The following is a 22,668-nucleotide window of genomic DNA, read 5'->3' on the forward strand; positions in this document are numbered from 1 at the left end:
GAGGCTTCCGTTATCGGGGCACACGGCGAATCACCGCGCCCAGCGATTGCAGTTTCTCTTCAATACACTCGTAGCCACGATCAATGTGGTAGATGCGATCTACGATGGTTTCCCCTTCTGCCGCCAGCGCCGCAATCACCAGCGATGCCGATGCTCGCAGGTCAGTGGCCATCACCGGTGCGCCCGTGAGCTGCTCGACACCCCGACAGATGGCGGTGTTGCCTTGTACTTCGATGTCGGCGCCCATGCGATTCATTTCCTGCACGTGCATGAAGCGGTTTTCAAACACCGTCTCGACAATGGTGCCGGTTCCCTCGGCAATCAGGTTCAGGGCCATGAACTGGGCCTGCATGTCGGTGGGCATCGCCGGGTACGGTGCGGTGCGCAGGGACACCGCCTTGGGGCGGCGCCCTTCCATATCCAGCTCGATCCAGTCGTCACCGGTGGTAATGGTGGCGCCCGCCTCTTTCAGCTTTTGTAGCACCGCGTCCAGAATCCCGGGCACCGTATCCTTGGTCTTGATACGTCCGCCCGTGATGGCCGCTGCAATCAGGTAGGTCCCGGTTTCGATTCGGTCCGCCACCACCTGGTGGTGGCAACCGCCGAGGCGCTCGACCCCTTCAATGGTGATGGTATCGGTTCCGGCACCGGAGATTTTGCCACCCATGGCGTTGATGAAATTGGCCAGATCCACCACTTCCGGTTCGCGAGCCGCGTTTTCCAGGTAGGTGGTGCCTTCCGCCAGCGCGGCGGCCATCATCAGGTTTTCGGTGCCCGTCACTGTCACGGTATCCATGACAATTCTCGCACCCTGCAGGCGACCGTCCACGCTGGCGTGAACATAACCATTGGTCACCTCGATCTCGGCCCCCATGGCCTCCAGACCGCTGAGGTGAATATCCACCGGACGGGAGCCAATGGCACAGCCCCCGGGCAGGGACACCGTGGCCTTGCCGAAATGCGCCACCATCGGCCCCAGCACCAGAATCGAGGCCCGCATGGTTTTCACCAGCTCATAGGGTGCCACCAGTTCCTTGATGGTGCTGGCATTCACCTCCACGTGCATGCGGTCATCGATCACCACTTCGACCCCCATACGACCGAGCAACTCGATCAGGGTGGTGACATCCTGCAAGTGAGGCAGGTTGCCCACGGTGACCGGCTCATCGGCCAGCAGGGTGGCAGCCAGAATCGGCAGGGCGGCATTCTTGGCGCCGGAAATCCGGATCTCGCCGTCAAGGCGGCGGCCGCCAGTGATGATCAATTTATCCATGAACGGTCTCTAGACGTGTCTTGAAGGGCCCATGGGCTGACTCAGGCCAGCCCCATCTTCTGGGCTTTTTCCCACTCGGCAGGGGTAAAGGTGATGATCTGCACCGCGTGGATAGTATTACTCTGGATTTGCGCATTAATGGTGGCGTACACCAGCTGCTGCTTCTTCACCGGCATCAGACCCTCGAAGGCATCGGACACCACGCGAATCTGGAAACGGTCACCGCCACCTTCCACGGCCACATCGGCACCGTCGAAACCGGCTTCCACCAGCGCTTTTACCTCTTCCGGATTCATGATTGCTCCTTTTCCCGGGCGCAATGGCCCCAAACGGCACAGGAGCGGGATGAAACCCGCTCCTGTCAAAGGCGCAATAATACGCGAGCCGCGGCGAGCTTGCCACGGCACGGCCGGAGTCAGCCCTTGGCTTCGTCCTTCAGGCCGGTGTCGATATTGGTATCCGCCGACCAGTTATCGATCACCTTGTCGATATCGTTGTACTGCTGCATGCCTTGGGCAAACTGGCTCTTGAAGGTATCCGCCAGGTCCAGGCCATTCACGTACACATTGATTACCTTCCACTGGTCATCGCGCAGGAACAGGGTGTAGTAAATTGGTATGGTCTTGCCCGAGTTGGTCCGGATTTCCATGCGTACGCGGGCGTAATCGCCGCGACGGTCACCGTCTTCCATGGGCAAGGTACTGATCTTCTGGCCATCATAGAGGGTAATGCCCGAGGCATAGGTATTGATCAGGCTGTTCTTGAACACGTCCAGAAACCGGTATTTCTGCTCCTTGGATGAGGGCCCAAAGTAGTCCCCCATCACCATCCGCGTGATGCGCTTGAAATCCACCATATCCGCCAGTTCTTCGCGCACCAGCTGCCGGGCCTTCTCCGGATTGGCTTCCAGCTGCGCACGCTCAGCTTCAATACGGGATGTCATGCGTTCGACGGCATCCTCTACCACTTGGCGAGGATCCGCTTCGGCACGCCCCAGCACCGCCAACATCATCAGCACCAGTGCCAGGCCTGTTCGGTAATAGTGACGCATTTGCATAGTAAACTCCCTGTGACAGTCGGGCGGTTTTACGGTGTTCCGGCCGCGCTGTCCAGAACCATCCTTCCTCCTTTGGAGTCGAAACGCTCCGAGCAGTTCCAAAAGAAACAGATTTCCGATCAACGCGTTGCAACATGTATAATCGCCGCAACCAAGGAGATTGCATGAGTCACGACCACATTGCTGTCGGCCAGCGGGTACTGGATATCGAAGCCCGCGCCGTCGATGCCCTGAGGGAAAGCCTCGACGACGACTTTGCCACCGCCTGCGATCTGATGCTTCAGGCCCGTGGTCGCGTCATTGTCACCGGCATGGGCAAAAGTGGCCACGTGGGCGGCAAACTCGCCGCCACCCTTGCCAGCACCGGCACCCCGGCATTTTTTGTCCACCCTGGCGAAGCTTCCCATGGCGACCTGGGCATGATCACCCAGGACGACGTGGTCCTTGCCCTGTCCAACTCGGGCGAAACGGCCGAAGTACTGGCCATCCTGCCGGTCATCAAGCGCAAAGGCACGCAACTGATCGGCATGACCGGCAGACCGCAATCCTCCCTGGCGCAACTGTCCAATGTGCACCTGACGGTAGCCGTGACCGAAGAAGCCTGCCCACACAACCTGGCGCCAACGTCTTCCACCACCGCCGCCCTCGCCATGGGTGATGCGCTGGCTATTGCCCTGCTGGAAGCCCGGGGCTTCACCGCCGAGGATTTTGCGCTCAGCCACCCCGGAGGCAGCCTGGGGCGCCGACTGCTTCTGAAAGTGGATGACATCATGCACTCCGGTGAAGACTTCCCGCAGGTCAGCTCCACCACCGCGCTCACAGAAGCTCTATTGGAAATGACCCGCAAGGGTCTTGGCATGACCGCCATCACGCACCCGGACGGCACCCTCGCCGGCATCTTTACCGACGGTGACCTGCGCCGCATGCTGGACAGGGACATCGATATCCGTAGCGCCACGATCGCTGACGTGATGATTACCGACCCGATTACGATTGAACCCGGCCACCTGGCCGCTGAAGCCCTGCAAATCATGGAAACCCGTAAAATCAACGGGCTGGTGGTATGCAATGCCCAGCGGCAACCAGTGGGCGCCTTTAACATGCAGGACCTGCTACGAGCTGGAGTGGTGTAATGCTGATTTCCTCCATTGATGCCCAGAACCTGCGGCTAATGGCCTTTGATGTAGATGGCGTCATGACCGACGGCCGCATCTACTTCACCCCTGACGGCGAAGCCCTGAAAGTCTTCAACACACTGGATGGCCACGGTCTCAAGAAACTGGCCGCCAGCGGTGTCACGCTGGCCATCATTACCGGCCGCAACACTCCGATGGTGGCCAAGCGGGCCGCCGACCTGGGCATCCAGCACGTTATCCAGGGCCGAGAGGACAAGGGCGTTGCCCTGCAAACCCTGGCGGCAGAGCTGGGCGTTGATCCCTCCGAGACCGGCTATGCCGGTGACGATGAACCGGACGTTAGCGCGCTGGAATGGGCGCGCCTGAGCTTTGCCCCTGCCAACGCACACGATTGCGCACTTCAGGCAGCCGACCACCACACTGCGCGCCGTGGCGGCGAAGGCGCCGTGCGTGAAATCTGCGACGCCATCCTGCTGCAACGAGGCGCGCAATGAAACGTCAGGGGCTGCTGAGCGCCACTGGGATCCTGCTATTGGGACTGGTGATGCTGATGACGCTGCACGAATGGGACGACTCGCTTCCAGGTCAGGACCTTGCCGTCGAAACGGCACCCGCCATTCTCGCCACTGGAGTGACCGCTCGGGCCTTCAGTGAGAAGGATGGCCAACTGCAGTACCACCTGACAGCAGATGACCTGGTGCAGTACGATCACAACCCTCTCACTGAAATGAAAAACCCGGCGCTGGAAATGAGCAACGACAAAGGCAGCTGGACGATTACCGGGGCCGACGGCACCGTGCAGAACAACGGCGACATGATCATCTTTGCCGGCGACGTAAAAGCACGCAACCCGCAACAGAAAATCGAACTGGACACGCAGGAACTGCGCTTTAACAGCGAAGAAAATATTGCCACGTCACCAGGTGAAGTGGAGCTGCGCTTCGAGAATGGCCAGACCCATGCTGGCGCCCTGGAGGCAGACCTGGACAAGGGCATTCTGTCCCTTGAGCAAGGAGTAAAGAGTGAATTTGATGCCCCGGCTTCGTAGTCTGGTTCTGGGCGGCCTGCTGCTTCATGCAGCCTCGCCGTCCCTGGCAGCCCCGGCAGAAGAACCCATTTCCGTGACTGCTGACAGCGGCCGCTTTGAACAAGACGCAGGCACAGGCTTGTATCGCGGCGACGTGGAATTGCTGCAGGGGGAACGCAAAATGCTGGCCGAAGAAATGCGCCTGTTCACCCGCAATGGCGAACTGGTTCGGGTAGAAGCCAGCGGCAACCCGGTACGACTGTCAGAGGGCAACAGCCTGTCTGCCCACGCCAACAATCTGGTCTACGATATCAAGGCCCGCAGCCTGGTCCTGACCGGCGACGCCTTTATCGAGCATCAGGGCAATACCTTTGAAGGGGCCAAGGTGGAATACAGTCTCGATTCCAAGCGGGTCGATGCCAGTAGTGAAGGCGACCAACGCGTGCGCCTGGTCATCCCGGCCGAAAACCAGGTCCCGGGCAACCAGCAAAAACAGAATGACGAGGCCGATGCCTCCGGATCGGAGTCCGGATCCCCATGACACATTTGCGCGCTCACCACCTGGCCAAAAGCTACAAAGGTCGCCGGGTTATCGAAGATGTTTCCCTGGATGTGGAAGCTGGCCAGATCGTCGGCCTGCTCGGCCCCAATGGGGCAGGCAAGACCACCTGCTTCTACATGATTGTCGGGCTGGTGGAAGCCGATGCCGGCCGCATCGAAATCAATGATGGCGACATCACCCACCTGCCCATGCACGGCCGCGCCAAACGTGGCATCGGGTACTTGCCCCAGGAAGCCAGCATTTTTCGCCGCCTGACGGTGGAAGAGAACATCATGGCCATTCTGGAAACCCGCAAGGAACTGAGCAAGCAGGAACGCCATGAACGCATGGAAAACCTGCTCAAGGAATTCCACATCACCCATATCCGCGATTCGCTCGGCATGAGCCTGTCCGGCGGTGAGCGCCGTCGGGCCGAAATCGCCCGCGGCCTGGCCACCGACCCGGATTTCATCCTGCTGGATGAGCCCTTCGCCGGGGTCGACCCCATCTCGGTCAACGATATCAAGAGCATCATTCGTCAGTTGAAGGAGCGCGGCATCGGGGTGTTGATCACCGACCACAACGTGCGCGAAACCCTGGACATCTGCGACACCGCCTACATCGTCAGCGCCGGCCACATCATTGCCTCCGGCGACGCCGACACCATCCTCTCGAACCAGCAGGTTCGGGATGTGTATCTGGGGGCGGACTTTAGGCTGTAAGAGCCAGGGGTGAGTGAACAGTTAACAGTGAATAGGCTAACAGCGGCGCGGAATAGTCCCGGGGTTTTCCGAACGCCAGAAGCCGCGCCAAGCCCCCGGCCGCGGCCATCAACACCCGAAAAAAGCAGCAAACCAGCCCGCGCACTATTCACTGTTAACTCTTCAGGCTCCTACCACACAACAACCACTGGCACAATTATTGCTAGAGAGAGTTTGAAGCTGTTATTCTCGGGTTTTTGGGGACCACACCAATCCGAGCAGTATGAAGCCCACACTACAACTACAAATCGGCCAACAGCTGACCATGACGCCTCAGCTGCAGCAGGCAATTCGCCTGCTGCAGCTGTCCACGCTGGATCTCAGGCAGGAGATCCAGCAGGCGGTTGAAAGCAATCCCCTGCTGGAACTGGCTGACGACTTTGGCGACGACGCCCTGCCTGAACATGACGAGGAACGTCAGGACATGGACGCAGAGCGTGATGACGCTCTGGAAGAGTTTGTCGACGGTGAACCCGGTGTCGACACCGAGTGGGATGACGTCTACTCAGGCCAAAGCAGCGCCTCTGCTTCTCTGCCGGATGACGCCGACGACTGGCAGCAACGGCACACTGTTTCCGGCAATCTGCATGACCACTTGCACTGGCAGCTGAACCTGACTCCCATGAGCGATGTGGACCGACTCATCGCCACCACCATAATTGAATCCCTGGATGATCGCGGCTACATGACCGTGAGCATCGATGACATTGTCGCCATGATGAATGTCCAGGAAGGGCTGCCAGACGATGAACCCATCGAAGCCGACGAAGTGCTGGCCGTTCAGCACCGCCTGCAGCAATTTGATCCGGTCGGCGTCGCCAGCATTAATCTGGCGGACTGCCTGGGTGTGCAGCTGCGTCAGCTGGAATCCGACACTCCCTTCCTGCCGTTTGCGCTGGCTCTGCTGGACCACCTTGAGCTACTGGAAAAACACGACTACGCCGCGTTGCGCAAGGTTCTACAGCTCTCCGAACAGGAACTGCTGGATGCCCTGTCCCTGATCCGTACCCTGGATCCAGCCCCCGGTGAGCAAATCGGTGAAAGCCAGGTCGATTATGCGGTGCCGGATGTCATCGTCCGCCAGCACCAGGGTCGCTGGCACGTCAGCCTCAACGACGACATCCTCCCCAAGGTCAACCTGCAGCAGCAATACGCTGCCATCGCCCGCAAGACCAGCGGTGAGGACGGTCAATACCTGAAAAACTGTGTTCAGGAGGCCAAATGGTTCATCAAGAGCCTGCAAAGCCGCCACGACACCCTGCTAAAAGTCGCCACCCGCATTGTTGAAGTGCAGCAGGATTTCTTCGACTACGGCGAAGAGGCCATGAAACCCCTGGTACTGGCCGATATTGCTGACGCCGTCGAGATGCATGAATCGACCATCAGTCGGGTCACCAACCAGAAGTACATGACCACACCCCGCGGCGTCTTTGAGCTGAAATATTTCTTTTCCAGTCACGTAGGAACAGATGGCGGAGGTGAGTGTTCCTCCACCGCTATTCGTGCCATTATTAAGAAGCTGGTCGCCGCCGAGAACCCTCGCAAGCCGCTCAGCGACAACAAGCTAGCCAGCTTGCTGAACGAGCAGGGGATCAACGTGGCGCGCCGGACCGTCGCCAAGTATCGTGAGGCGATGAGAATACCGTCATCCAGCGCCCGCAAGCGTTTGGTGTAGGCGCCTGGGACGGCCCATAAGCAGGTAAAGGAGCCAGCCATGCAAATTAATATCAGCGGTCATCACCTGGAAGTTACCGATGCTTTGCGCACCTACGTGGGCGACAAATTCTCCCGCCTGGAGCGCCATTTCGACCAGATCACCAGTGTCCAGGTGATCCTTTCCCCGGAACCCAAGACGCACAAGGCAGAATCCACGATCCATATCTCCGGGGCAGACCTGTTCGCCACCGCTGAAGCCGACGATATGTACGCGGCCATCGACAAGCTGACCGCCAAGCTCGATCGCCAGATTCTTAAACACAAGGAAAAGGCCGTTAACCACAAACACGGCCACTAAACCGAAACGACCATTATGCGAGTTCGCGAACTTCTCACCGAAGCACGCACCCACAACGGGGTGCAGGCCAGCAGCAAGAAGCAGCTGCTGGATCAGGTGGCACAGCTGGCTGCGGCCGGCTGTGACAGCCTCAAGGAACAGGAGGTATTCGATGCGCTGGTAGCCCGGGAAAAACTGGGCTCCACCGGCATCGGGGAAGGCATTGCCATTCCCCACTGCCGGCTTGGCAATTGCGAACAAGCCATCGGATTACTCTTGAAACTCGACACCCCCATTGATTTTGACGCCGTTGACGGGCGCCCTGTGGATCTGGTGTTTGTGTTGCTGGTTCCACAAGACAACCCGGAACAGCACCTGAAAACACTCAGCCATCTGGCCAGTCTCTTCAACGACGACAGCTACAGGGATGAACTGCGCGTCAGCAGCGATAATCACAAGCTGTACCTGACCGCCGTGGAATCCGAGGCGGAACTGCGGTTGGCCTCGTGACGACAAGCACCCAGTTCACCCGCCCATGACCCCAACGCCTTGCGTGCAGCCCGATCATGAAACTGACCATCATTAGCGGACGATCCGGGTCCGGCAAATCTACTGCGATTCAGGCCCTTGAAGACCAGGGCTACTATTGCGTGGATAACCTCCCCGTAGGCATGCTGCCCACGCTGGCGCAGCAACTCAGCGAAGGGGAGGCCCCCATCGGACATGTGGCGGTGGGCATTGATGCCCGAAACCTGCCTGCCCAGTTGCTCGCCTTCGACAATATTCTTGATGCACTGAAACAGCAGCAGATCAGCAGCGAAATCATCTATCTGGATGCTGACGACAACACGCTGTTAAAACGATTCAGCGCCACCCGCCGCCGCCACCCGCTGGCCACCGATCAACGCGCCCTTGAAGACGCCATTGCCCACGAGAAAGAGCTGCTGGCCAATATTCGTCAACGGGCAGATCTGGTCATCGATAGCAGCAATCACGAAGTACACAGCCTGCGCACCCTGATGCGCGAGCGGGTTGCCCAACGCCGCAACGCCCTCTCCCTGCAAGTGGAGTCGTTCGGCTTCAAGAATGGCCTCCCCACAGACGCTGACTTTGTCTTTGACGTGCGCATCCTGCCCAACCCCCACTGGCATCCGGATCTGCGCCCGTTGACCGGGCGCGACCAGGGGGTGATCGACTTTCTGCAAAAGCATGACATCAGCCACAACATGCTGGATGACATCGCCTCTTTTGTTCAGAAATGGCTGAGTGCCTTTGCCAATAGTGATCGCAGCTATGTCACCGTCGCTATCGGCTGTACCGGCGGCCAACACCGCTCCGTGTACATGACCGAACAACTTGCCACGCGTTTACGCGAGCAAGGCATTACCCTGCAGATCCGGCACCGCGAACTGGGATCCCGTTGAATGATCGAAAAGTCTCTGGATGTGATCAACAAGCTTGGCCTGCACGCCCGTGCTGCCGCCAAGGTTGTCAGCGTCGCCTCCCGCTATGACAGCGCTATTCACGTCCTACACAAGGGCAACCGCATTGATGCAAAAAGCATCATGGGCCTTCTTATGCTAGGCGCAGCCAAAGGCAGTCAAGTCACCTTTCAGGTCGAAGGCGATGACGAAGACGCCGCCATGGCAGAACTGGAAGACCTGTTTGCAAGGATGTTCGACGAGGGAGAGTGAACGACAGTTAACCGTGAATAGTGAACAGTTGAAAAATCAAGTACCACAGACTCTGAAGGACTGTTACTGTGTGATCATCCCAGCCAAGCAGCAGCACGTTTTGTTTTCGCTGTTAACTCTTCACTGTTAACTGTTAACTGATTTCCATGCCCGCCGACAGCAGCCGCAGCCAGCAACATCTCAAAGCCATCAACCGCGCCCTGGCCAGCGGGACCTATACGCAGGTCCGGCAGCTGATCAATAACCTGCCCGGCGCAGAGGCCGCTCACCTGATTGAATCTTCCCCTCCTCGCGAGCGGGAAATTCTCTGGCAGCTTCTCAGCAAGGAACAGGAAACCGAAGTCCTGCAATACCTGGGCGAAGAAGTCCGGGTTGAGCTGCTGCGTAATCTCAGCACCGATGAGCTGGTGGCACTGGTTGAGGAACTGGACACCGACGATCTAGCGGATTTGCTGCAGGAACTGCCAGACCATGTTACCAGCCAGGTGATGGCCAGCCTCGACGAACAGAATCGCGAGCGGCTGGAGCATGTGATGAGCTACCCGGAGGATACCGCCGGGGGCTTGATGAACACCGACGTGATCACCGTAAGACCGGAGATCACCTTCGAAGTGGTACAACGCTACCTGCGCTTGCGCGGCGACATCCCCCGCACCACCGATAACCTGGCCGTGGTCAACCGGAAAAACCAGTTCATTGGGCTGTTACCTCTGACCAAGGTGCTGATCAGCGACCCGGGCACCACAGTGCGCGAAGCCATGATCACCGATATTCAGTCTATCCCGGCCACCCTGCCCGCCCATGACGTGGCCAAGATCTTTGAGCGCCACGACCTGGTGACAGCCCCCGTCATCGACGACGAAGGGATGCTGGTCGGCCGTATCACCATTGATGACGTGGTTGACGTGATCATGGAAGAAGCCGACCACTCCTTGATGAGTATGGCGGGTCTGGACGATGACGAGGACACCTTCGGCTCGGTTTGGCAAACCGCCCGCCGCAGAGCGCTGTGGCTGGGTATCAACCTGCTGACCGCGTTGGCTGCCTCTGCCGTGATCGGTCTGTTCGAGGCGACGCTGGAAAAGGTGGTGGCCCTCGCTATCCTGATGCCGATCGTCGCCAGTATGGGTGGCATCGCCGGCAGCCAGACACTGACGCTGGTGATTCGCGCCATGGCGTTGGGGCAAATTCAGTCCAACAACACCCGCTATCTGCTATTCAAGGAGCTGTCTGTTGGCGCCATCAATGGGTTGTTGTGGGCGACCGTGATTGGTATCACCGCCGGGCTGTGGTTCAGTGACGTAAGCATCGGCATCGTGATCAGCGTGGCCATGGTGATCAACCTGATCATGGCCGCCTGTGCCGGTGCACTGCTGCCCATGATCATGAAAAAAATGGGTATCGACCCAGCCCTGGCCGGGTCTGTAGTCCTCACCACTATCACCGATATTGTTGGCTTCATGGCCTTCCTGGGCCTGGCTACCGTGCTGTATGCCAATTTGTTGGTGTGAACAGGCGGGCAGGCCTGTCTTGCATAAGCTCTGGAAGGCGTATCCGTTCTTCTAAAAAAACGCCGGAACAATGCTGGGTTTACCCTTCCAACCAAGCATAGCTTGTAGCGCAATCAAAAAAGCCGAAAGGAAACCCTTTCGGCTTTTTGATTTTGCGCGGCCCGGATTATTCCGTAAATACCTGTTTGAAAGACGCGTAATAAGCCCCTGCCAACAATGGGCCGGCAAGCAGCAACCCAAGAAAGAACGGAATCATTGCCACCACTACCAACACCAACGCTACGAGGCCATAGAGAATCAGCGGGAGTAGATTCTTCAGACAGGCATTGAAGCTCATCCCCAGCGCCTCACCCGGGCCCATATTGCCAAGGAAGACCAGCGGGATGCTGAAGTAGAAAAGAAAGCCTGCCGCCATCAGAAACAAGAACATGATAAGGCCTGCCAATGCGATGGCGCCCCCACCAATACCCACATCCGGCACTCTTCCTGCCTCCATGGCATTAAGCATGCTCACATCAAAACCGATGCTCAAAAACAACAGCACTATCGCAACGATGAAAATGCCCACATAGACAGCCAACTGCAACAACGCCAGGATCACCAATGGACCGGTTTTTTCTGAAAACCCAGCGAAAAGGTCAGAAAATTCCACACTACCTTCGTTATCCAGCCGGTAGAACATTTTTACCAGACCGGCATACAGCAGCGTCATCAGAAACATGGCCGCCAGCCCACCGATAAAGGGCACAAACTGCACTGCCGCATTCAGCAGCATGAGCACCACCAGTGCGCCAATCATTACGCCCCAGTTCCCCGCCAACATCGCCTTACCCTGACCAAACCAGCTCATGGCATCGCCGACAGACACTTTTTTGGCCGTACCGATAACCAGCTCTCCAACCTGTGGCGGTACCGCCACATCGCTGGTCGGTTGTTGATAAGGATTCATTTCTGACATGCTATTTCCCTCCAATGGAAAGTCATTATCGTCCTGCGATTTTCATGGGCGACAGCAGCAGAGAACCGCAAGCAATGTTGCCGCGATAATCCACATCGGTGCCGCTACCCTGGATGCCACGTAGCATCTCCGCCAGATGACCGGCAATGGTGAATTCCTGTACCGGTGAAGTAATCCGCCCATTCTCGAACAGAAAGCCACTGGCACCGCGAGAGTAATCCCCCGTCACCATATTCACCCCCTGCCCCATGACCTCGGTGATCAAAATCCCTTTGGGCACCCGGGCCATCAACGCTTCCAGAGACTCTCCGGTATCGGTGACGCGCAAGTTGCGAACGCCACCGCCATTGCCGGTCGGTGACATGCCAAGACGTCGACTGGCATACAGACCCAAGGCAAAGGAGGTCAGGATGCCGTCTTCCACAAAGGCCTGCTCGCCGGTAGGCAAACCGTCACCATCGAAGGGCGACGACGCATTGCCTGCAGGCAGGTGCGGGTGTTCACTGAGGGTAAAGCCCGCGGGTAGCACCGCCTTGCCAAGGCTGTCTTGCAAAAAGGAGCTGCGACGATAAATGGCGCCACCGCTGATCCCGGACACCAGATGGCCAAGCAACCCCGATGCCACTTCCGGGGCAAAAATGACAGGCAGTTCACCAGTTTCCGGAATCACCGCTCCCAGGCGTGACAGCGCCCGCTCCCGAGCCATCTGTCCCACGGTTTCAGCATCAGCCAGTTTTTCGCCGATACGCCCACCGTCGTACCAGTAATCCCGTTGCATTCCGTCATCGTCTTCCGCGACCACGCTGCATACGCGGCTGTGGTGGGTGCCGCGATAGCCGTGCAGGAAACCTTCTGAGGTTGCGAACACGCGCAGGCTGGCACCGCTGTTAATGGAGGCACCTTCCGAATTGACGATACGGCTATCGTCACGGGCCACCTTTTCGCACGCCATGGCTTCGTCGATCGCCCTGCCAGTGTCCATCTCCCATGGGTGATACAAGTCCAGTTCAGGAATATCACGGGCCAGTTGGTCCGCCGGCGCCAGCCCCGCATGCTTGTCTGCCTCGGTGTAGCGCGCAATGGCAGAGGCCGCTTTCAGGGTGTCACGCAGGCTGTCGCGATTGTCGTCCGAGCTGCTCGCGTGTCCCTTGCACAACCCCTGGAACACGGTGACAGAAACGCCTCTGTCGCGGTGAAACTCGACCGTTTCCACCTCGCCCTGCCGCACGTTGACCGAAAAGCCCTGACTGAGGCTGACATTCACCTCAACCCCGTCCAGCCCCAGCCGTTTTCCCTCTTCCAGCACCCAGGCAGCGGTATCCTGCGCCTGCTGAAGTTGTGCTATGTCGAGTGCCGCTGTCGTTGCGGAGGAATCAGACATAAAATAGCGCTTCCCTTACCCATTAATTCAAGTGAAGTCAGATGACCGAGTATAACGACGACCCGTACACCAGCAAATCCGAGCAGAAACGGGATGACCTGGCCCTGCAGGAGCTCGGGCAGTCGCTGATGGCGCTCAAACAGACCGAACTGGATCGCCTGCCCCTGAGCGACGGCCTCAAGAAAGGTCTTGAAGAAGCCCGGCGTATCACCAGCAACGAAGCCCGCCGCCGACATTCGCTGTACATCGGTCGCCTGGTCCGGGAATCCAACAGCGAGCAGATTGTACAAGCCCTGGAGGCGCTTCAGGATCCGTTCCGCCAGCAACGGCTCACCAACTGGGTAGAGCAGATTGTCGGCTGCGAACAACCCCGCGAAGCGGATGCCACCGTGCAACAAATTCTGGACTTCTTTCCCCACGGGGATCGCCAGCAAATGCGCAACCTGACCCGCAATGCGCTCAAGGCTCGCCTCGCCGATCCGGCCAATGCCAGCCCGGCAGAGAAAGAGAAGTTCAAACGCGAACGCCGCAAGCTGATGAATTACCTGAACCAACTCGACAAGACTGTCGCGCTTTACTGAGTCTCCCTATCCGTCCCGCCCGCGCATTACATTGGCCATGTACTTGCCGGGCGGCACCTCAAGGCTTGATCAATACTGCCGTATCGTTGCTTTGCCACCAGCGCAGAAAGTTGTTGCCTACGGCTTTCTGCGGCAATGACCGCTCATGCTCTTCAAAGCCCTGGTCATCCTCCATTCGGGACACCTTGGCTTGCGCTGCCGAGAACCAGGCATCCGGATCATTGATGCCAGCACTCATACCCTCGCCATATAACGCCTTGCTGAACCAGGTACGCTCAGAGTCATCGCCACAGCCAAAAGAAGTACGATCCGTTGCCGCTGAGGAAAACACCACCCGATCCGGCGCCGCCAACGCCTCTACCCAATGACCGGAGTAACACGCCGATACCACCACCCATTGGTGTTTCACCGCCAGACTGTTAAACCAGCTTTTGCCGTCATCTACGCTCAGATTATTGAGCTGTAGATTATGTGTATCCAGAACCAGTTCACCATTCATGGCGCCATGGCTGACAAAGTGAACTAGTAACAGATCCTCGGCCGGATCCATCAGCGCATCCAGAGCCTTGAGGCTTTCTTGCACACTGGTGCGCGTAGCGAGAGGCAATTCATCACTGCCGCCGTTCACCAGCAGAATCTGTCGGCGCTTCAGATCAAGTACCGACCCCAACTTCGCCGAGACCCAGGTGACTTCACGGTCGAACACCCCCTCCGTGCCATCACCACCGACCGCCAGAAAGTAGACATCACGGACCCCTGGGCGCTGCGGTGCCAGAGATGACAAGGCCGATTGCAAACGGCTGGACTCGGTATACAAGCGCGCTTCCATCCCTGCCGCCTGTTGCTGCCGGCTTTGTAGATAGGCTTTCTCACTGAGGTAGTATTTGCCCTTTACGAAATAGCCATTTTCCACCACCGGCTTTCCGTCACCTTCTGCAGGCAAAATTCGCACGCCAGGACCGCTGGCTTTCCCGTACTCAAATCCGGCTCGAATAATGACCCCGTCCGGGCGCGTCAGCTCACCTTTGCCATGGAAATCAAAGCCCTGAAATGGACCGTTATACGCATAGCCTTCCTGATTACGGTAAGAGCCCGTCGTGATGCTTCCATCGGCAAACGTGCCTTCATATTGCTCGCCAGACGGCGTGACCCATATCCCTTCGCCATGGGCCAGAAATGCCTGAAATTCGCCCTGGTAGGAATTTCCATCCACGTATGTCACTGACCCCGAGACCAGCTCACCTTGTCGGAATGTCCCCTGATAGCGGTCATCACCACAGACAAGCGAGCCCTCACCATGCAGGACGCCTTCCACAAAGGTCCCCTCCATGATGCAACCATCCCGGAGTTCGAGCCGCCCCTGCCCGGTCATTAATCCTTCCCTGAACTCCCCCTCATAGCGGCGCTCATCTGGCCAGATCAACACCCCTTCACCATGGAACAGGTTGTCCTGAATATCGCCGTCATAAACTGCCCCATCAGGCAGCTTCACATCGGCCGGCAACGGCTGGGGCTCGCAAGCCGCCAGACCGATCGCCAGAAAGACGACGCCAAGGTATCGCATAAAGATTCCTGTCAGTGCTGGTTCAGCCAACGGGCAGTTTGAATTGGGCCAGCTGTGAAGAGGTACGGCGCAAATGAACGCACAGTAGCCGGGCAATGTTTTCCATCACCAAACTCACCGCGTTGGGACTGCGGCGGCGGAGTTGATCCAGCCCCTTTCGGGTAAGGACAATCAGGGTGGCATCTTCGGCCGCCTTTACCGTGGCAGAACGAGGCTCATGATCCACCAGCGCCATTTCACCCATGGAATCGCCAGGGCGAAGATGGGCAATCACCACTTCACCGCCTTCCACATTCTGTTTGACGATATCCAGACAACCACGCACCACAAAACAGACAAAATCACTGCGGTCGCCTTCCCGGCAGACCGTTTCACCCACCGGAACGCGGTTGACGAATACCAGCTTTTCCAAAAGCCGTAATTCTTCCTCGCTGAGCCCGGCAAACAGGCGCATGCGCGACAGAATATCAATCACCTGAGACATCAGGCGGTTCCTCCCACCGTCAGGGCGTCCACCCGCAGCGTAGGTTGTCCTACTCCCACCGGGACAGACTGGCCATCCTTGCCACATACCCCAATGCCGGAATCCAGAGCCAGGTCGTTACCGACCATGGAAATGCGGCCCATGACTTCCGCACCACTGCCGATCAAGGTAGCGCCCTTGACCGGGCATACAATCTTGCCCTTCTCCACCAGGTACGCCTCGGTGGTCGAAAACACGAAGCGGCCAGACGTAATATCCACTTGGCCACCGCCGAAATTGACGGCATAGATGCCCCGGTCCAGGCTCGCCACGATCTCTTCCGGGTCACTCTCCCCCGGCAGCATGTAGGTATTGGTCATGCGCGGCATGGGCAAGTGGGCATAGGACTCCCGGCGCCCATTCCCGGTCGGCGCCACACCCATCAGCCGTGCATTGGTCTTGTCCTGCATATAGCCGACCAGTTTGCCGTTTTCGATCAGGGTATTGCAGGCCGAGGGCGTCCCCTCATCATCCACTGTCAGGGAACCGCGACGATCCAGCATGGTGCCGTCATCCACCACGGTACACAGTGGCGATGCCACCTGCTGCCCCATTTTTTTGGCAAACATCGAGGTGCCCTTGCGGTTGAAGTCCCCTTCCAGCCCGTGTCCAACCGCTTCATGCAGCAAGACTCCTGGCCAGCCCGGGCCCAGCACCACAGGCATGGTGCCCGCCGGTCCCGGCTGGGCTTCAAGATTCAACAAGGCCCCGCGCACGGCTTCCCGGGCCCAGGTCTCAACCCGGTTTTCCTGCAGCAACCAGTCATAACTGACACGCCCGCCCCCCCCGGCGCTGCCGCGCTCGCGGCGTCCATTACGCTCGGCGATCACACTGACATTGCAACGGATCAAGGGACGGACATCAGCCGCCAGGGTGCCATCACTGGCCACCACCATGATCACATCCTGCACCGCGCTCAGACTGGCAGTGACCTCGACAATCGCCGGGTCCAGGGATCGTGCCAACGCATCCAGCCGCTGCAACAGCGCCACTTTTTCTTCTGCGGGCCAGGCCAGCAGCGGATCCAGTGCCTCATAGCGTAAAGGGGCTCCTCGGCGGCTAAGCTGCACGCTTCGGTCCTGCCCCTGACGGGTGATGGCCCGGGCGGCACCACTGGCCTGCTGCAAGGCCTGCAGGGTGATGTCATCACTGTAGGCAAAGCCGGTCTTGTCGCCCTGGACAATACGCACCCCTGCGCCCCGCTCAGTATTAAAACTGGCATCACGAACAATACCGTCTTCCAGCACCCAGGCCTCATGGCGACTATGCTGGAAATAGATGTCCGCATAATCCGCCTGGCCGGTCAGCTTGCCGTTCAGCAGGGCTTCCAGCTGACCGGTCTGCAAATCGGCAGGGGCCAGCAGGATGGACTCGGCAATGGACAGGCTATCGCTCATAAGGACCTTCTATGTGAAATCGTTGATGCGTTTGCACCGGCATACGCTGGCGAAGTTCATTCATGGTAGCAAGGTCCAGGCCTGCCACAAGGGCAGCGGGCGCATTCTCCAGGCTCGCGACCACCTCGCCCCACGGGTTGACCAGCATGGAATGGCCATAGCTGGCGCGCCGGGGCCCGTGTTGACCACACTGGTTTGCCCCCAGCACATAGCACCCGGTCTGCACCGCCGTCGCCCGCAACAGCAACGACCAGTGCGCAGCCCCGGTCACTGCAGTAAAAGCGGAGGGATACACAATCAAGTCCGCCCCCGCCTGGGCCAGCCGCTGGGCAAGGGAAGGAAAGCGCAGGTCGTAACAGATCGCCAGCCCCACGGTCAGTCCGGCAAGCGGCACAGTCACCACCTCGGTGCCGGGCTCGAAGACATCGGACTCGCAGTAACGGCCCTGGGCATCGTTGACCTGGGCATCAAACAGGTGCAGCTTGTCATACGCGGCCAGACACTGCCCGTCGGCAGAGACAGCCAGTGCCCGTGTGCGCACCCTCGGCGCCGCCACTTCACTGCCATCCGGGCGCCGAATCGCCGGGACACTGCCGCCAATAATAGCCATATTCAAACGACTGGCCTGCTCACAGAGCCAGCCCTTCAACTGCTCGAATTGCCCTGCAGTGGCACGATAATCGCCACCGTAGACCGCAAAATTTTCAGGTAGAACCGCCAGTTGCGCACCGCCATTCGCGGCTTGTTCCAGCAGCACCGAAGCCGCCTCGAGATTACCGGACAGTTGCTGGCCGCTGGTCATCTGGATGGCCGCAACAGAGATCGGCTGCGTCATTCGAACATCCCCTCGGTTTCCTTCACTTTCGGGTCGGACCAGGTGCCCGTCACCGCGTATTCCATGGTGGCCGTACGGTCCAGCTTGTCACCCCAGATACGTTCTACCACAAAAATCCCGGCACACGCTGCAGGCCCTGCGAGGCATCCGGCATAGAGATTACTGGACAACGGCAACGTCACTTCCATCTGATGATTGAGCGTTTCCTTTTCAAGATCCACATTGCCCTGGGCTTCGATAATCGCCGACGGCGATTTGATGGCCAGATTGGTAGTGGATACCGACGGCCCATCGATACGGAAATCTCCCGTGATGCTGTCGCAACTCAAGCCTTTTTTGTACAAGTCAGAGAAATCCAGTCGCAATCGGCGCTGGATCGTGCCGATATTCAGGATACCCAGCACCCTGAGAAAAGACGTTTTGGTATCGGTCTGCGGGATTCGGCACTCGCCAATGTCAATCCGTGTCTGCCCCTCCATCGCCAGATAATCCGGACTTAACGGCCAGCCACTCCAGCCCAGCACCCCTTTCGCCCTGGCATCTTCCGACTCGATCATTTCCGGCAATCCCCAACCTTGCAAGGCGCGGCCCAGCTTGTCGGTGCTCAGGGAGCCATTGAAACGGGTATATTGCGCCGCATCATCACCTTCCCCCTGGGCAGTCCAGTCCAGGGAGCCTTCGATGTGGGTAAATCGCCACAGACCATCCAGGTCAGAAATGCGTACCCCTTGAGAGATAGGCCGGACACTGCCCTGCCACTCCCCGAAGTCCTCGCCATTGATGATGAGATTGTTCAGGCGGGCATCCAGCGTCGGCAGTTGATAGGGCGAAAACGGCGCGCCCTGTTGCTGGCCCGCCCGGTCAGGCAACGTCAGATTGAGCCGGGACACCGTCAGCGACAGGGGCTGCTCTCCTCGTACCGAGAACCCATCCGGGATGTGCATGGAACCCGCCACCGCCTTGCTGCTCAAAGCGATATCCCAGCCCTGGTCTCTGGGCAACACAGAAAGCCCCGCATTGGGCACTGCCACCCCGAACAGATCCAGTTCGCCGATCTGGACATTGATGTTGTTCAACAGCCCGGCGGTTGACGCCCCTGCTCCCTCCCCCTGCTGCTTGAGTGCAGGAGCCATCTGGTCACCAATAAAATCCAGCCAGGGACTGACCGCCCCCTTGCGCAAGGTTCCCCGGACATTAAGGCCCGTTGCCGGGATCTGAAGATGCCCGTCCCCTAACAAGACCTCCCCTGCCAAGCCATCCCCCAGCCGAAACAGGCCCCGAATTTCATCGCCATAACGCAGGGCCAGCTGCTGGGCGCGCCCCTTCGTCTCGATCTCCACCGACAAGGGCACAGTTTGTCCGGCACCTTTGCCGATAGGGTCGGGCGCCTTGACCTCAACCCCTTCCAGGGTCGAAGAGGCTTTTAGCGAGAAACGGCTACCCAGCCAAGGCACCTGTATTGCCAGCTTCACCGGCAGCGTCCCACTCGCTGGCGCCAACCAGGGAAACCCCAGCCAATCCCGCAACGCTGGCACCTTGATAGTGCCTTGCGCCGCCACCTGGCTGCGCCCCCCGCGCGTGTGCCAGTGCCCGGTAACGGGGTTACCCATAAACCGGGCATCGAACTCAGGCACCTGAATGCCATCACGAAGATGAAAATAGACCGGCGCCTGAACCTGCTCGAATGCCAGCTTCCGGGGGGAGTTTTCCACCTTCCCGTCCTGCACTGTCGCGTCCACCACCACAACCGGCGAACCGGTCTCTTTCTGGAACGGGAAATCCAGCAATAAGCGGCCCTGCATCTTCCCATCCAGCAAACGCCAGTCCAGCATTTCATCCGGCAAAATTGTCTTCAGCGGGGACGTTTGAAACAGCGTATCCAGGTCCGTCACCGGTCCATCCACATTGCCAAACAACACCAGCCGCGGCCCGTTGGCCGTCTCAAAGGGAGGAACATCCACGTACACATCGCTCAGCTTGCTATTAAGCAATGTTCCGCTGCGGGCCACACCACGAACCTCTCGACCGTTAATGCGCACATCGGCATCTATACCCGTGGCATGAGGCCAGTCAGGAAGAAATGACAACTCCACATCCCTTCCCTGAAAACGCATCTGGAACGTCCGGTCCTGCTGCCGTTCCTTGTCGATTTTCACCGGCCCCTGATACAACAGCTTGCCGTGTCGCAGAGAGCCCCCCCGGATTGCCTGGCCAAGCCATTGGGACAGGCCATCCGGGAGCCGTTTCAGTGGGATGTAATGACTGGCGCGAGCACCATCACCCTCATAGATATCCGCGGTTAGCCGTAACTGCGGAATCTCGCCGGGCACGATAGTGGAAGCAAACATGGCTTCACCGTGCGCATCCGCATTCACCGCCCGTAGTCGCCCCGAGCGCAACGACAGAGTGTCTCCGTGTTTCTCCCATCCCAGGACACCCGTCATTTGGCCCATCAAGGGGTGCCCGTACAGGCGAGGGAGGGTCAATGACAGGTTATCGCTATACAGGTGAACCACCCCCTGATTGGGACTGCCTGACACCCAGCCACTGAGGCGGGAGACACCGGGGATACGGTCATCTGCCTGACTGCTCAACGCCGTGAAGCGAGCCTGAAAGCGTTCCAGCTCCCGGCCATGCCCCTTCAGATAGATACCGTCCACCACCCCCTGGGGCGACAAGGCCTGCAACTGTTGTTGCCAGCGGACAAGATTGTCGGGCAGCGCGAAGGGCAATTTCAGAAATTGCTGATTGATCGCCCGTACCGGCAGGTCACCAGTGCGCAGCTGCCATTGCCTGGACTCACCGGACGTATCCCATTTCAGCCCCACATCACCGAACAGCAGCTGCCCCGCGGGAGACTGTGCAGAGACATTGCCCAGTGACAAGGTTGCCTGCTCATCCTCTCGCTCCAGCCCCAGATCCAGTGACACCGCCTCCAGCGGCCATTGCCGGTCATCTTGCGCAAGCACCAGGGACGGCACAGAAAGTGCCAGCCGGGCACTCTCCGGCTGCCCATCGGCAATGCTGCCCCACAGCTCGACCTCGCCCTCAAGAGCAGCAATCTCTACGGGCCACTCTACAGACGCCGGCAGCCATTCCTGCATGCGCTGGCCTCGAACATGCAGATAAAGATCCGCATTGACCTCATCAAGGGAGTACGCATCGTCGTGAAGATGCAGGCGGGTTTCTACCGTTAGCGGGCGGTCCCGCGCCTCCAGGGTGACGGAAAGCAGGTGGTCGTCCCCGTCATTGATCAAGGTCGCTTCCATGGAAGAGGCGGCCAGCGGAGGCATCCCCGGCCATTCAAGGGACAGACGGGCATTCGTCACCGAAAGCAACTGCTGGCGATAAAACAACTTCAGAATGCGTTCCAGTGGCGGGTTTTCACGGTTGCTTCCCGACAGGGTATCCAGTCCGCGCAGCCGAAAACGGCCGTCCTGATCTCGCACCAGATTCAGCGCAACCCCGTCAATGCGCAGTGACTCCAGCGCAAGGTCCCGGTGCAGCAGCGAGCGCAATACATCCACGCTCAAGACCACTTCGTCCAGTTCCAGTGGCGACTCCCCTTCCGGGGCCGGCAGCCGCACCTTTCGAACCACGAACTGGGGGGTCAGGCCATCCATATGGCCTTCCAGCTCGGCGATTTCCAGCGGAGACTGGATACGCTCCTCAAACAGGGTTTCCAGCGTGCTGCGATAGTCCGGCACCAGCAGCATCAGCTGCCGGGCGACCACCACATAGGTCGCCATCAGCAGCAGGACCAATGCCACCATCCACCACAGAAACGGCAGGACCCGGCGCCACCGGGAGTTGCGAGATTGCGTGCTTTCAGCCATGTATGCTCGTCTGCCAGTAATCCAGACCTGCCTCATCCATCAGCGATACCAGTGCCTCCAGCGGCAGACCCACCACGCCACTGTAGCTACCGGACAAGGACGCCACCAGAGCGCCACCCAGCCCCTGAATACCATAACCGCCGGCCTTGTCATTCCCCTCGCCAGTGGCAACATAGGCCGCCAGCCGGGCCTCATCCAGGCACCGGAACGTGACGGTCGTAACCGAGTGAGCCTGATGCACTTCGCCCGCAACGATCAGCGCCACGGCAGAAATCACCTGATGTGATTTACCGTTCAATGCCTGAAGCATGGCGATGGCATGGTCCGGGTCCCGGGGCTTGCCAAGAATTTCCGCTCCCAGCACCACCGACGTATCCGCTCCCAGCACCGCTCCGTCACCGAGGCCAACCTGTTGCCGTTGCCGCTCTCCGGCGAGCGCTTTCTGCTGCGCCATACGCAACACATACGCCAGCGGAGCCTCTCCGGCCTGCGGGGTTTCATCGATGTCCGGCGCTTTCAGCACCGAAAACGGCGCAGCAATTTGCTGCAGCAACTCCGCACGACGCGGCGATCCGGAAGCAAGATAAAGAACCATAGATT

Annotated in this window: 23 protein-coding genes; 12 read left to right on the top strand and 11 right to left on the bottom strand. The window is 58.9% G+C overall.

Features of this window, described 5'->3' with window-relative positions:
- Nucleotides 1-10: 10 nt before the first annotated feature.
- From murA to A15D_RS06580, 3 genes are all read right to left on the bottom strand, one after another.
- Nucleotides 11-1,273 carry a UDP-N-acetylglucosamine 1-carboxyvinyltransferase gene (gene murA, locus A15D_RS06570; RefSeq protein ID WP_022984949.1) on the bottom strand — a complete coding sequence of 421 codons (1,263 nt, stop codon included), beginning with the start codon at nt 1,271-1,273 and terminating at the stop codon, nt 11-13.
- 41 nt (nt 1,274-1,314) lie between these two features.
- A complete protein-coding gene (locus A15D_RS06575) occupies nt 1,315-1,569 on the bottom strand; it encodes a BolA family protein (protein ID WP_022984948.1) in 255 nt (84 codons plus the stop codon).
- Between the two features lie 119 nt (nt 1,570-1,688).
- Nucleotides 1,689-2,330, bottom strand: a complete 642-nt coding sequence (locus tag A15D_RS06580; protein ID WP_102791282.1) for a phospholipid-binding protein MlaC — start codon at nt 2,328-2,330, stop codon at nt 1,689-1,691.
- A 164-nt stretch (nt 2,331-2,494) separates the two neighbouring features.
- On the opposite strand from A15D_RS06580, the gene A15D_RS06585 reads away from it, so the two are divergent.
- The 11 genes from A15D_RS06585 (at nt 2,495) to mgtE (ending at nt 10,993) form a co-directional block, all read left to right on the top strand.
- Nucleotides 2,495-3,463 carry a KpsF/GutQ family sugar-phosphate isomerase gene (locus tag A15D_RS06585; RefSeq protein WP_102791283.1) on the top strand — a complete coding sequence of 323 codons (969 nt, stop codon included), beginning with the start codon at nt 2,495-2,497 and terminating at the stop codon, nt 3,461-3,463.
- Nucleotides 3,463-3,960 carry an HAD family hydrolase gene (locus A15D_RS06590; RefSeq protein ID WP_102791284.1) on the top strand — a complete coding sequence of 166 codons (498 nt, stop codon included), beginning with the start codon at nt 3,463-3,465 and terminating at the stop codon, nt 3,958-3,960. Before A15D_RS06585 ends, A15D_RS06590 begins: the two co-directional genes overlap by 1 nt.
- Nucleotides 3,957-4,514, top strand: a complete 558-nt coding sequence (gene lptC, locus A15D_RS06595; protein WP_102791285.1) for an LPS export ABC transporter periplasmic protein LptC — start codon at nt 3,957-3,959, stop codon at nt 4,512-4,514. Before A15D_RS06590 ends, lptC begins: the two co-directional genes overlap by 4 nt.
- Complete coding sequence (gene lptA / locus A15D_RS06600) at nt 4,498-5,034, top strand: lipopolysaccharide transport periplasmic protein LptA (RefSeq protein WP_102791286.1); 537 nt, start codon at nt 4,498-4,500, stop codon at nt 5,032-5,034. Before lptC ends, lptA begins: the two co-directional genes overlap by 17 nt.
- A complete protein-coding gene (gene lptB / locus A15D_RS06605; RefSeq protein ID WP_102791287.1) occupies nt 5,031-5,756 on the top strand; it encodes an LPS export ABC transporter ATP-binding protein in 726 nt (241 codons plus the stop codon). The genes lptA and lptB overlap by 4 nt, the downstream gene beginning before the upstream one ends.
- Before the next feature lie 262 nt (nt 5,757-6,018).
- Nucleotides 6,019-7,470, top strand: a complete 1,452-nt coding sequence (locus tag A15D_RS06610; RefSeq protein WP_102791288.1) for an RNA polymerase factor sigma-54 — start codon at nt 6,019-6,021, stop codon at nt 7,468-7,470.
- A gap of 39 nt (nt 7,471-7,509) precedes the next feature.
- Entirely contained in the window at nt 7,510-7,809 is a 300-nt protein-coding gene (hpf, locus tag A15D_RS06615; RefSeq protein WP_102791289.1) for a ribosome hibernation-promoting factor, HPF/YfiA family, read from the top strand.
- 15 nt (nt 7,810-7,824) lie between these two features.
- On the top strand, nt 7,825-8,298 hold the full coding sequence (gene ptsN, locus A15D_RS06620; RefSeq protein ID WP_102791290.1) for a PTS IIA-like nitrogen regulatory protein PtsN: 474 nt from the start codon (nt 7,825-7,827) through the stop codon (nt 8,296-8,298).
- Nucleotides 8,299-8,354: 56 nt separating this feature from the next.
- Nucleotides 8,355-9,212 carry an RNase adapter RapZ gene (rapZ, locus tag A15D_RS06625; RefSeq protein ID WP_102791291.1) on the top strand — a complete coding sequence of 286 codons (858 nt, stop codon included), beginning with the start codon at nt 8,355-8,357 and terminating at the stop codon, nt 9,210-9,212.
- The gene (locus tag A15D_RS06630; protein ID WP_102791292.1) at nt 9,213-9,482 is read left to right on the top strand and encodes an HPr family phosphocarrier protein; all 270 of its coding nucleotides are present in this window, start codon (nt 9,213-9,215) and stop codon (nt 9,480-9,482) included.
- A 146-nt stretch (nt 9,483-9,628) separates the two neighbouring features.
- Nucleotides 9,629-10,993 carry a magnesium transporter gene (mgtE, locus tag A15D_RS06635; protein WP_102791293.1) on the top strand — a complete coding sequence of 455 codons (1,365 nt, stop codon included), beginning with the start codon at nt 9,629-9,631 and terminating at the stop codon, nt 10,991-10,993.
- A gap of 166 nt (nt 10,994-11,159) precedes the next feature.
- On the opposite strand, the gene A15D_RS06640 is transcribed toward mgtE, so the two are convergent.
- Together A15D_RS06640 and pmbA are read right to left on the bottom strand one after the other, a co-directional pair.
- Nucleotides 11,160-11,951, bottom strand: a complete 792-nt coding sequence (locus A15D_RS06640; RefSeq protein WP_102791294.1) for a BPSS1780 family membrane protein — start codon at nt 11,949-11,951, stop codon at nt 11,160-11,162.
- A gap of 25 nt (nt 11,952-11,976) precedes the next feature.
- A complete protein-coding gene (gene pmbA, locus A15D_RS06645; RefSeq protein ID WP_102791295.1) occupies nt 11,977-13,332 on the bottom strand; it encodes a metalloprotease PmbA in 1,356 nt (451 codons plus the stop codon).
- A gap of 41 nt (nt 13,333-13,373) precedes the next feature.
- Between pmbA and yjgA the strand changes: the two genes are divergently transcribed.
- Nucleotides 13,374-13,913, top strand: coding sequence for a ribosome biogenesis factor YjgA (gene yjgA, locus A15D_RS06650; RefSeq protein ID WP_102791296.1), 540 nt, complete (start codon nt 13,374-13,376; stop codon nt 13,911-13,913).
- A 58-nt stretch (nt 13,914-13,971) separates the two neighbouring features.
- Here the strand turns inward: yjgA and A15D_RS06655 are convergent, their stop codons facing one another.
- From A15D_RS06655 to A15D_RS06680, 6 genes are read right to left on the bottom strand one after another with little or no spacing between them, the layout of a single operon-like run.
- Nucleotides 13,972-15,477: a C13 family peptidase gene (locus A15D_RS06655; RefSeq protein WP_102791297.1), complete on the bottom strand. Its 1,506-nt coding sequence runs from the start codon at nt 15,475-15,477 to the stop codon at nt 13,972-13,974.
- A gap of 22 nt (nt 15,478-15,499) precedes the next feature.
- The gene (locus A15D_RS06660; RefSeq protein ID WP_102791298.1) at nt 15,500-15,961 is read right to left on the bottom strand and encodes a Crp/Fnr family transcriptional regulator; all 462 of its coding nucleotides are present in this window, start codon (nt 15,959-15,961) and stop codon (nt 15,500-15,502) included.
- The gene (gene tldD, locus A15D_RS06665; RefSeq protein ID WP_102791299.1) at nt 15,961-17,397 is read right to left on the bottom strand and encodes a metalloprotease TldD; all 1,437 of its coding nucleotides are present in this window, start codon (nt 17,395-17,397) and stop codon (nt 15,961-15,963) included. Before tldD ends, A15D_RS06660 begins: the two co-directional genes overlap by 1 nt.
- Complete coding sequence (locus A15D_RS06670; RefSeq protein WP_102791300.1) at nt 17,387-18,232, bottom strand: carbon-nitrogen hydrolase family protein; 846 nt, start codon at nt 18,230-18,232, stop codon at nt 17,387-17,389. Before A15D_RS06670 ends, tldD begins: the two co-directional genes overlap by 11 nt.
- Nucleotides 18,229-22,068 carry a YhdP family protein gene (locus tag A15D_RS06675; RefSeq protein WP_102791301.1) on the bottom strand — a complete coding sequence of 1,280 codons (3,840 nt, stop codon included), beginning with the start codon at nt 22,066-22,068 and terminating at the stop codon, nt 18,229-18,231. Before A15D_RS06675 ends, A15D_RS06670 begins: the two co-directional genes overlap by 4 nt.
- Entirely contained in the window at nt 22,061-22,663 is a 603-nt protein-coding gene (locus A15D_RS06680) for a nucleoside triphosphate pyrophosphatase (protein WP_102791302.1), read from the bottom strand. Before A15D_RS06680 ends, A15D_RS06675 begins: the two co-directional genes overlap by 8 nt.
- Between the last annotated feature and the right edge of the window lie 5 nt (nt 22,664-22,668).

The organism is Alcanivorax sp. MD8A (assembly GCF_002888555.1).
Lineage (GTDB): Bacteria > Pseudomonadota > Gammaproteobacteria > Pseudomonadales > Alcanivoracaceae > Alcanivorax.

Bases quoted from the DNA above. Each gene is read 5' to 3' on its own strand.
- A15D_RS06655 (WP_102791297.1), bottom strand. From the start codon at position 15,477: ATGCGATACCTTGGCGTCGTCTTTCTGGCGATCGGTCTGGCGGCTTGC.
- lptB (WP_102791287.1), top strand. From the start codon at position 5,031: ATGACACATTTGCGCGCTCACCACCTGGCCAAAAGCTACAAAGGTCGC.
- tldD (WP_102791299.1), bottom strand. From the start codon at position 17,397: ATGAGCGATAGCCTGTCCATTGCCGAGTCCATCCTGCTGGCCCCTGCC.
- A15D_RS06675 (WP_102791301.1), bottom strand. From the start codon at position 22,068: ATGGCTGAAAGCACGCAATCTCGCAACTCCCGGTGGCGCCGGGTCCTG.
- mgtE (WP_102791293.1), top strand. From the start codon at position 9,629: ATGCCCGCCGACAGCAGCCGCAGCCAGCAACATCTCAAAGCCATCAAC.
- A15D_RS06670 (WP_102791300.1), bottom strand. From the start codon at position 18,232: ATGACGCAGCCGATCTCTGTTGCGGCCATCCAGATGACCAGCGGCCAG.
- ptsN (WP_102791290.1), top strand. From the start codon at position 7,825: ATGCGAGTTCGCGAACTTCTCACCGAAGCACGCACCCACAACGGGGTG.
- A15D_RS06580 (WP_102791282.1), bottom strand. From the start codon at position 2,330: ATGCAAATGCGTCACTATTACCGAACAGGCCTGGCACTGGTGCTGATG.
- lptC (WP_102791285.1), top strand. From the start codon at position 3,957: ATGAAACGTCAGGGGCTGCTGAGCGCCACTGGGATCCTGCTATTGGGA.
- hpf (WP_102791289.1), top strand. From the start codon at position 7,510: ATGCAAATTAATATCAGCGGTCATCACCTGGAAGTTACCGATGCTTTG.
- A15D_RS06590 (WP_102791284.1), top strand. From the start codon at position 3,463: ATGCTGATTTCCTCCATTGATGCCCAGAACCTGCGGCTAATGGCCTTT.
- A15D_RS06585 (WP_102791283.1), top strand. From the start codon at position 2,495: ATGAGTCACGACCACATTGCTGTCGGCCAGCGGGTACTGGATATCGAA.
- pmbA (WP_102791295.1), bottom strand. From the start codon at position 13,332: ATGTCTGATTCCTCCGCAACGACAGCGGCACTCGACATAGCACAACTT.
- A15D_RS06610 (WP_102791288.1), top strand. From the start codon at position 6,019: ATGAAGCCCACACTACAACTACAAATCGGCCAACAGCTGACCATGACG.
- A15D_RS06575 (WP_022984948.1), bottom strand. From the start codon at position 1,569: ATGAATCCGGAAGAGGTAAAAGCGCTGGTGGAAGCCGGTTTCGACGGT.
- A15D_RS06660 (WP_102791298.1), bottom strand. From the start codon at position 15,961: ATGTCTCAGGTGATTGATATTCTGTCGCGCATGCGCCTGTTTGCCGGG.
- A15D_RS06640 (WP_102791294.1), bottom strand. From the start codon at position 11,951: ATGTCAGAAATGAATCCTTATCAACAACCGACCAGCGATGTGGCGGTA.
- rapZ (WP_102791291.1), top strand. From the start codon at position 8,355: ATGAAACTGACCATCATTAGCGGACGATCCGGGTCCGGCAAATCTACT.
- yjgA (WP_102791296.1), top strand. From the start codon at position 13,374: ATGACCGAGTATAACGACGACCCGTACACCAGCAAATCCGAGCAGAAA.
- A15D_RS06680 (WP_102791302.1), bottom strand. From the start codon at position 22,663: ATGGTTCTTTATCTTGCTTCCGGATCGCCGCGTCGTGCGGAGTTGCTG.
- murA (WP_022984949.1), bottom strand. From the start codon at position 1,273: ATGGATAAATTGATCATCACTGGCGGCCGCCGCCTTGACGGCGAGATC.
- lptA (WP_102791286.1), top strand. From the start codon at position 4,498: ATGCCCCGGCTTCGTAGTCTGGTTCTGGGCGGCCTGCTGCTTCATGCA.
- A15D_RS06630 (WP_102791292.1), top strand. From the start codon at position 9,213: ATGATCGAAAAGTCTCTGGATGTGATCAACAAGCTTGGCCTGCACGCC.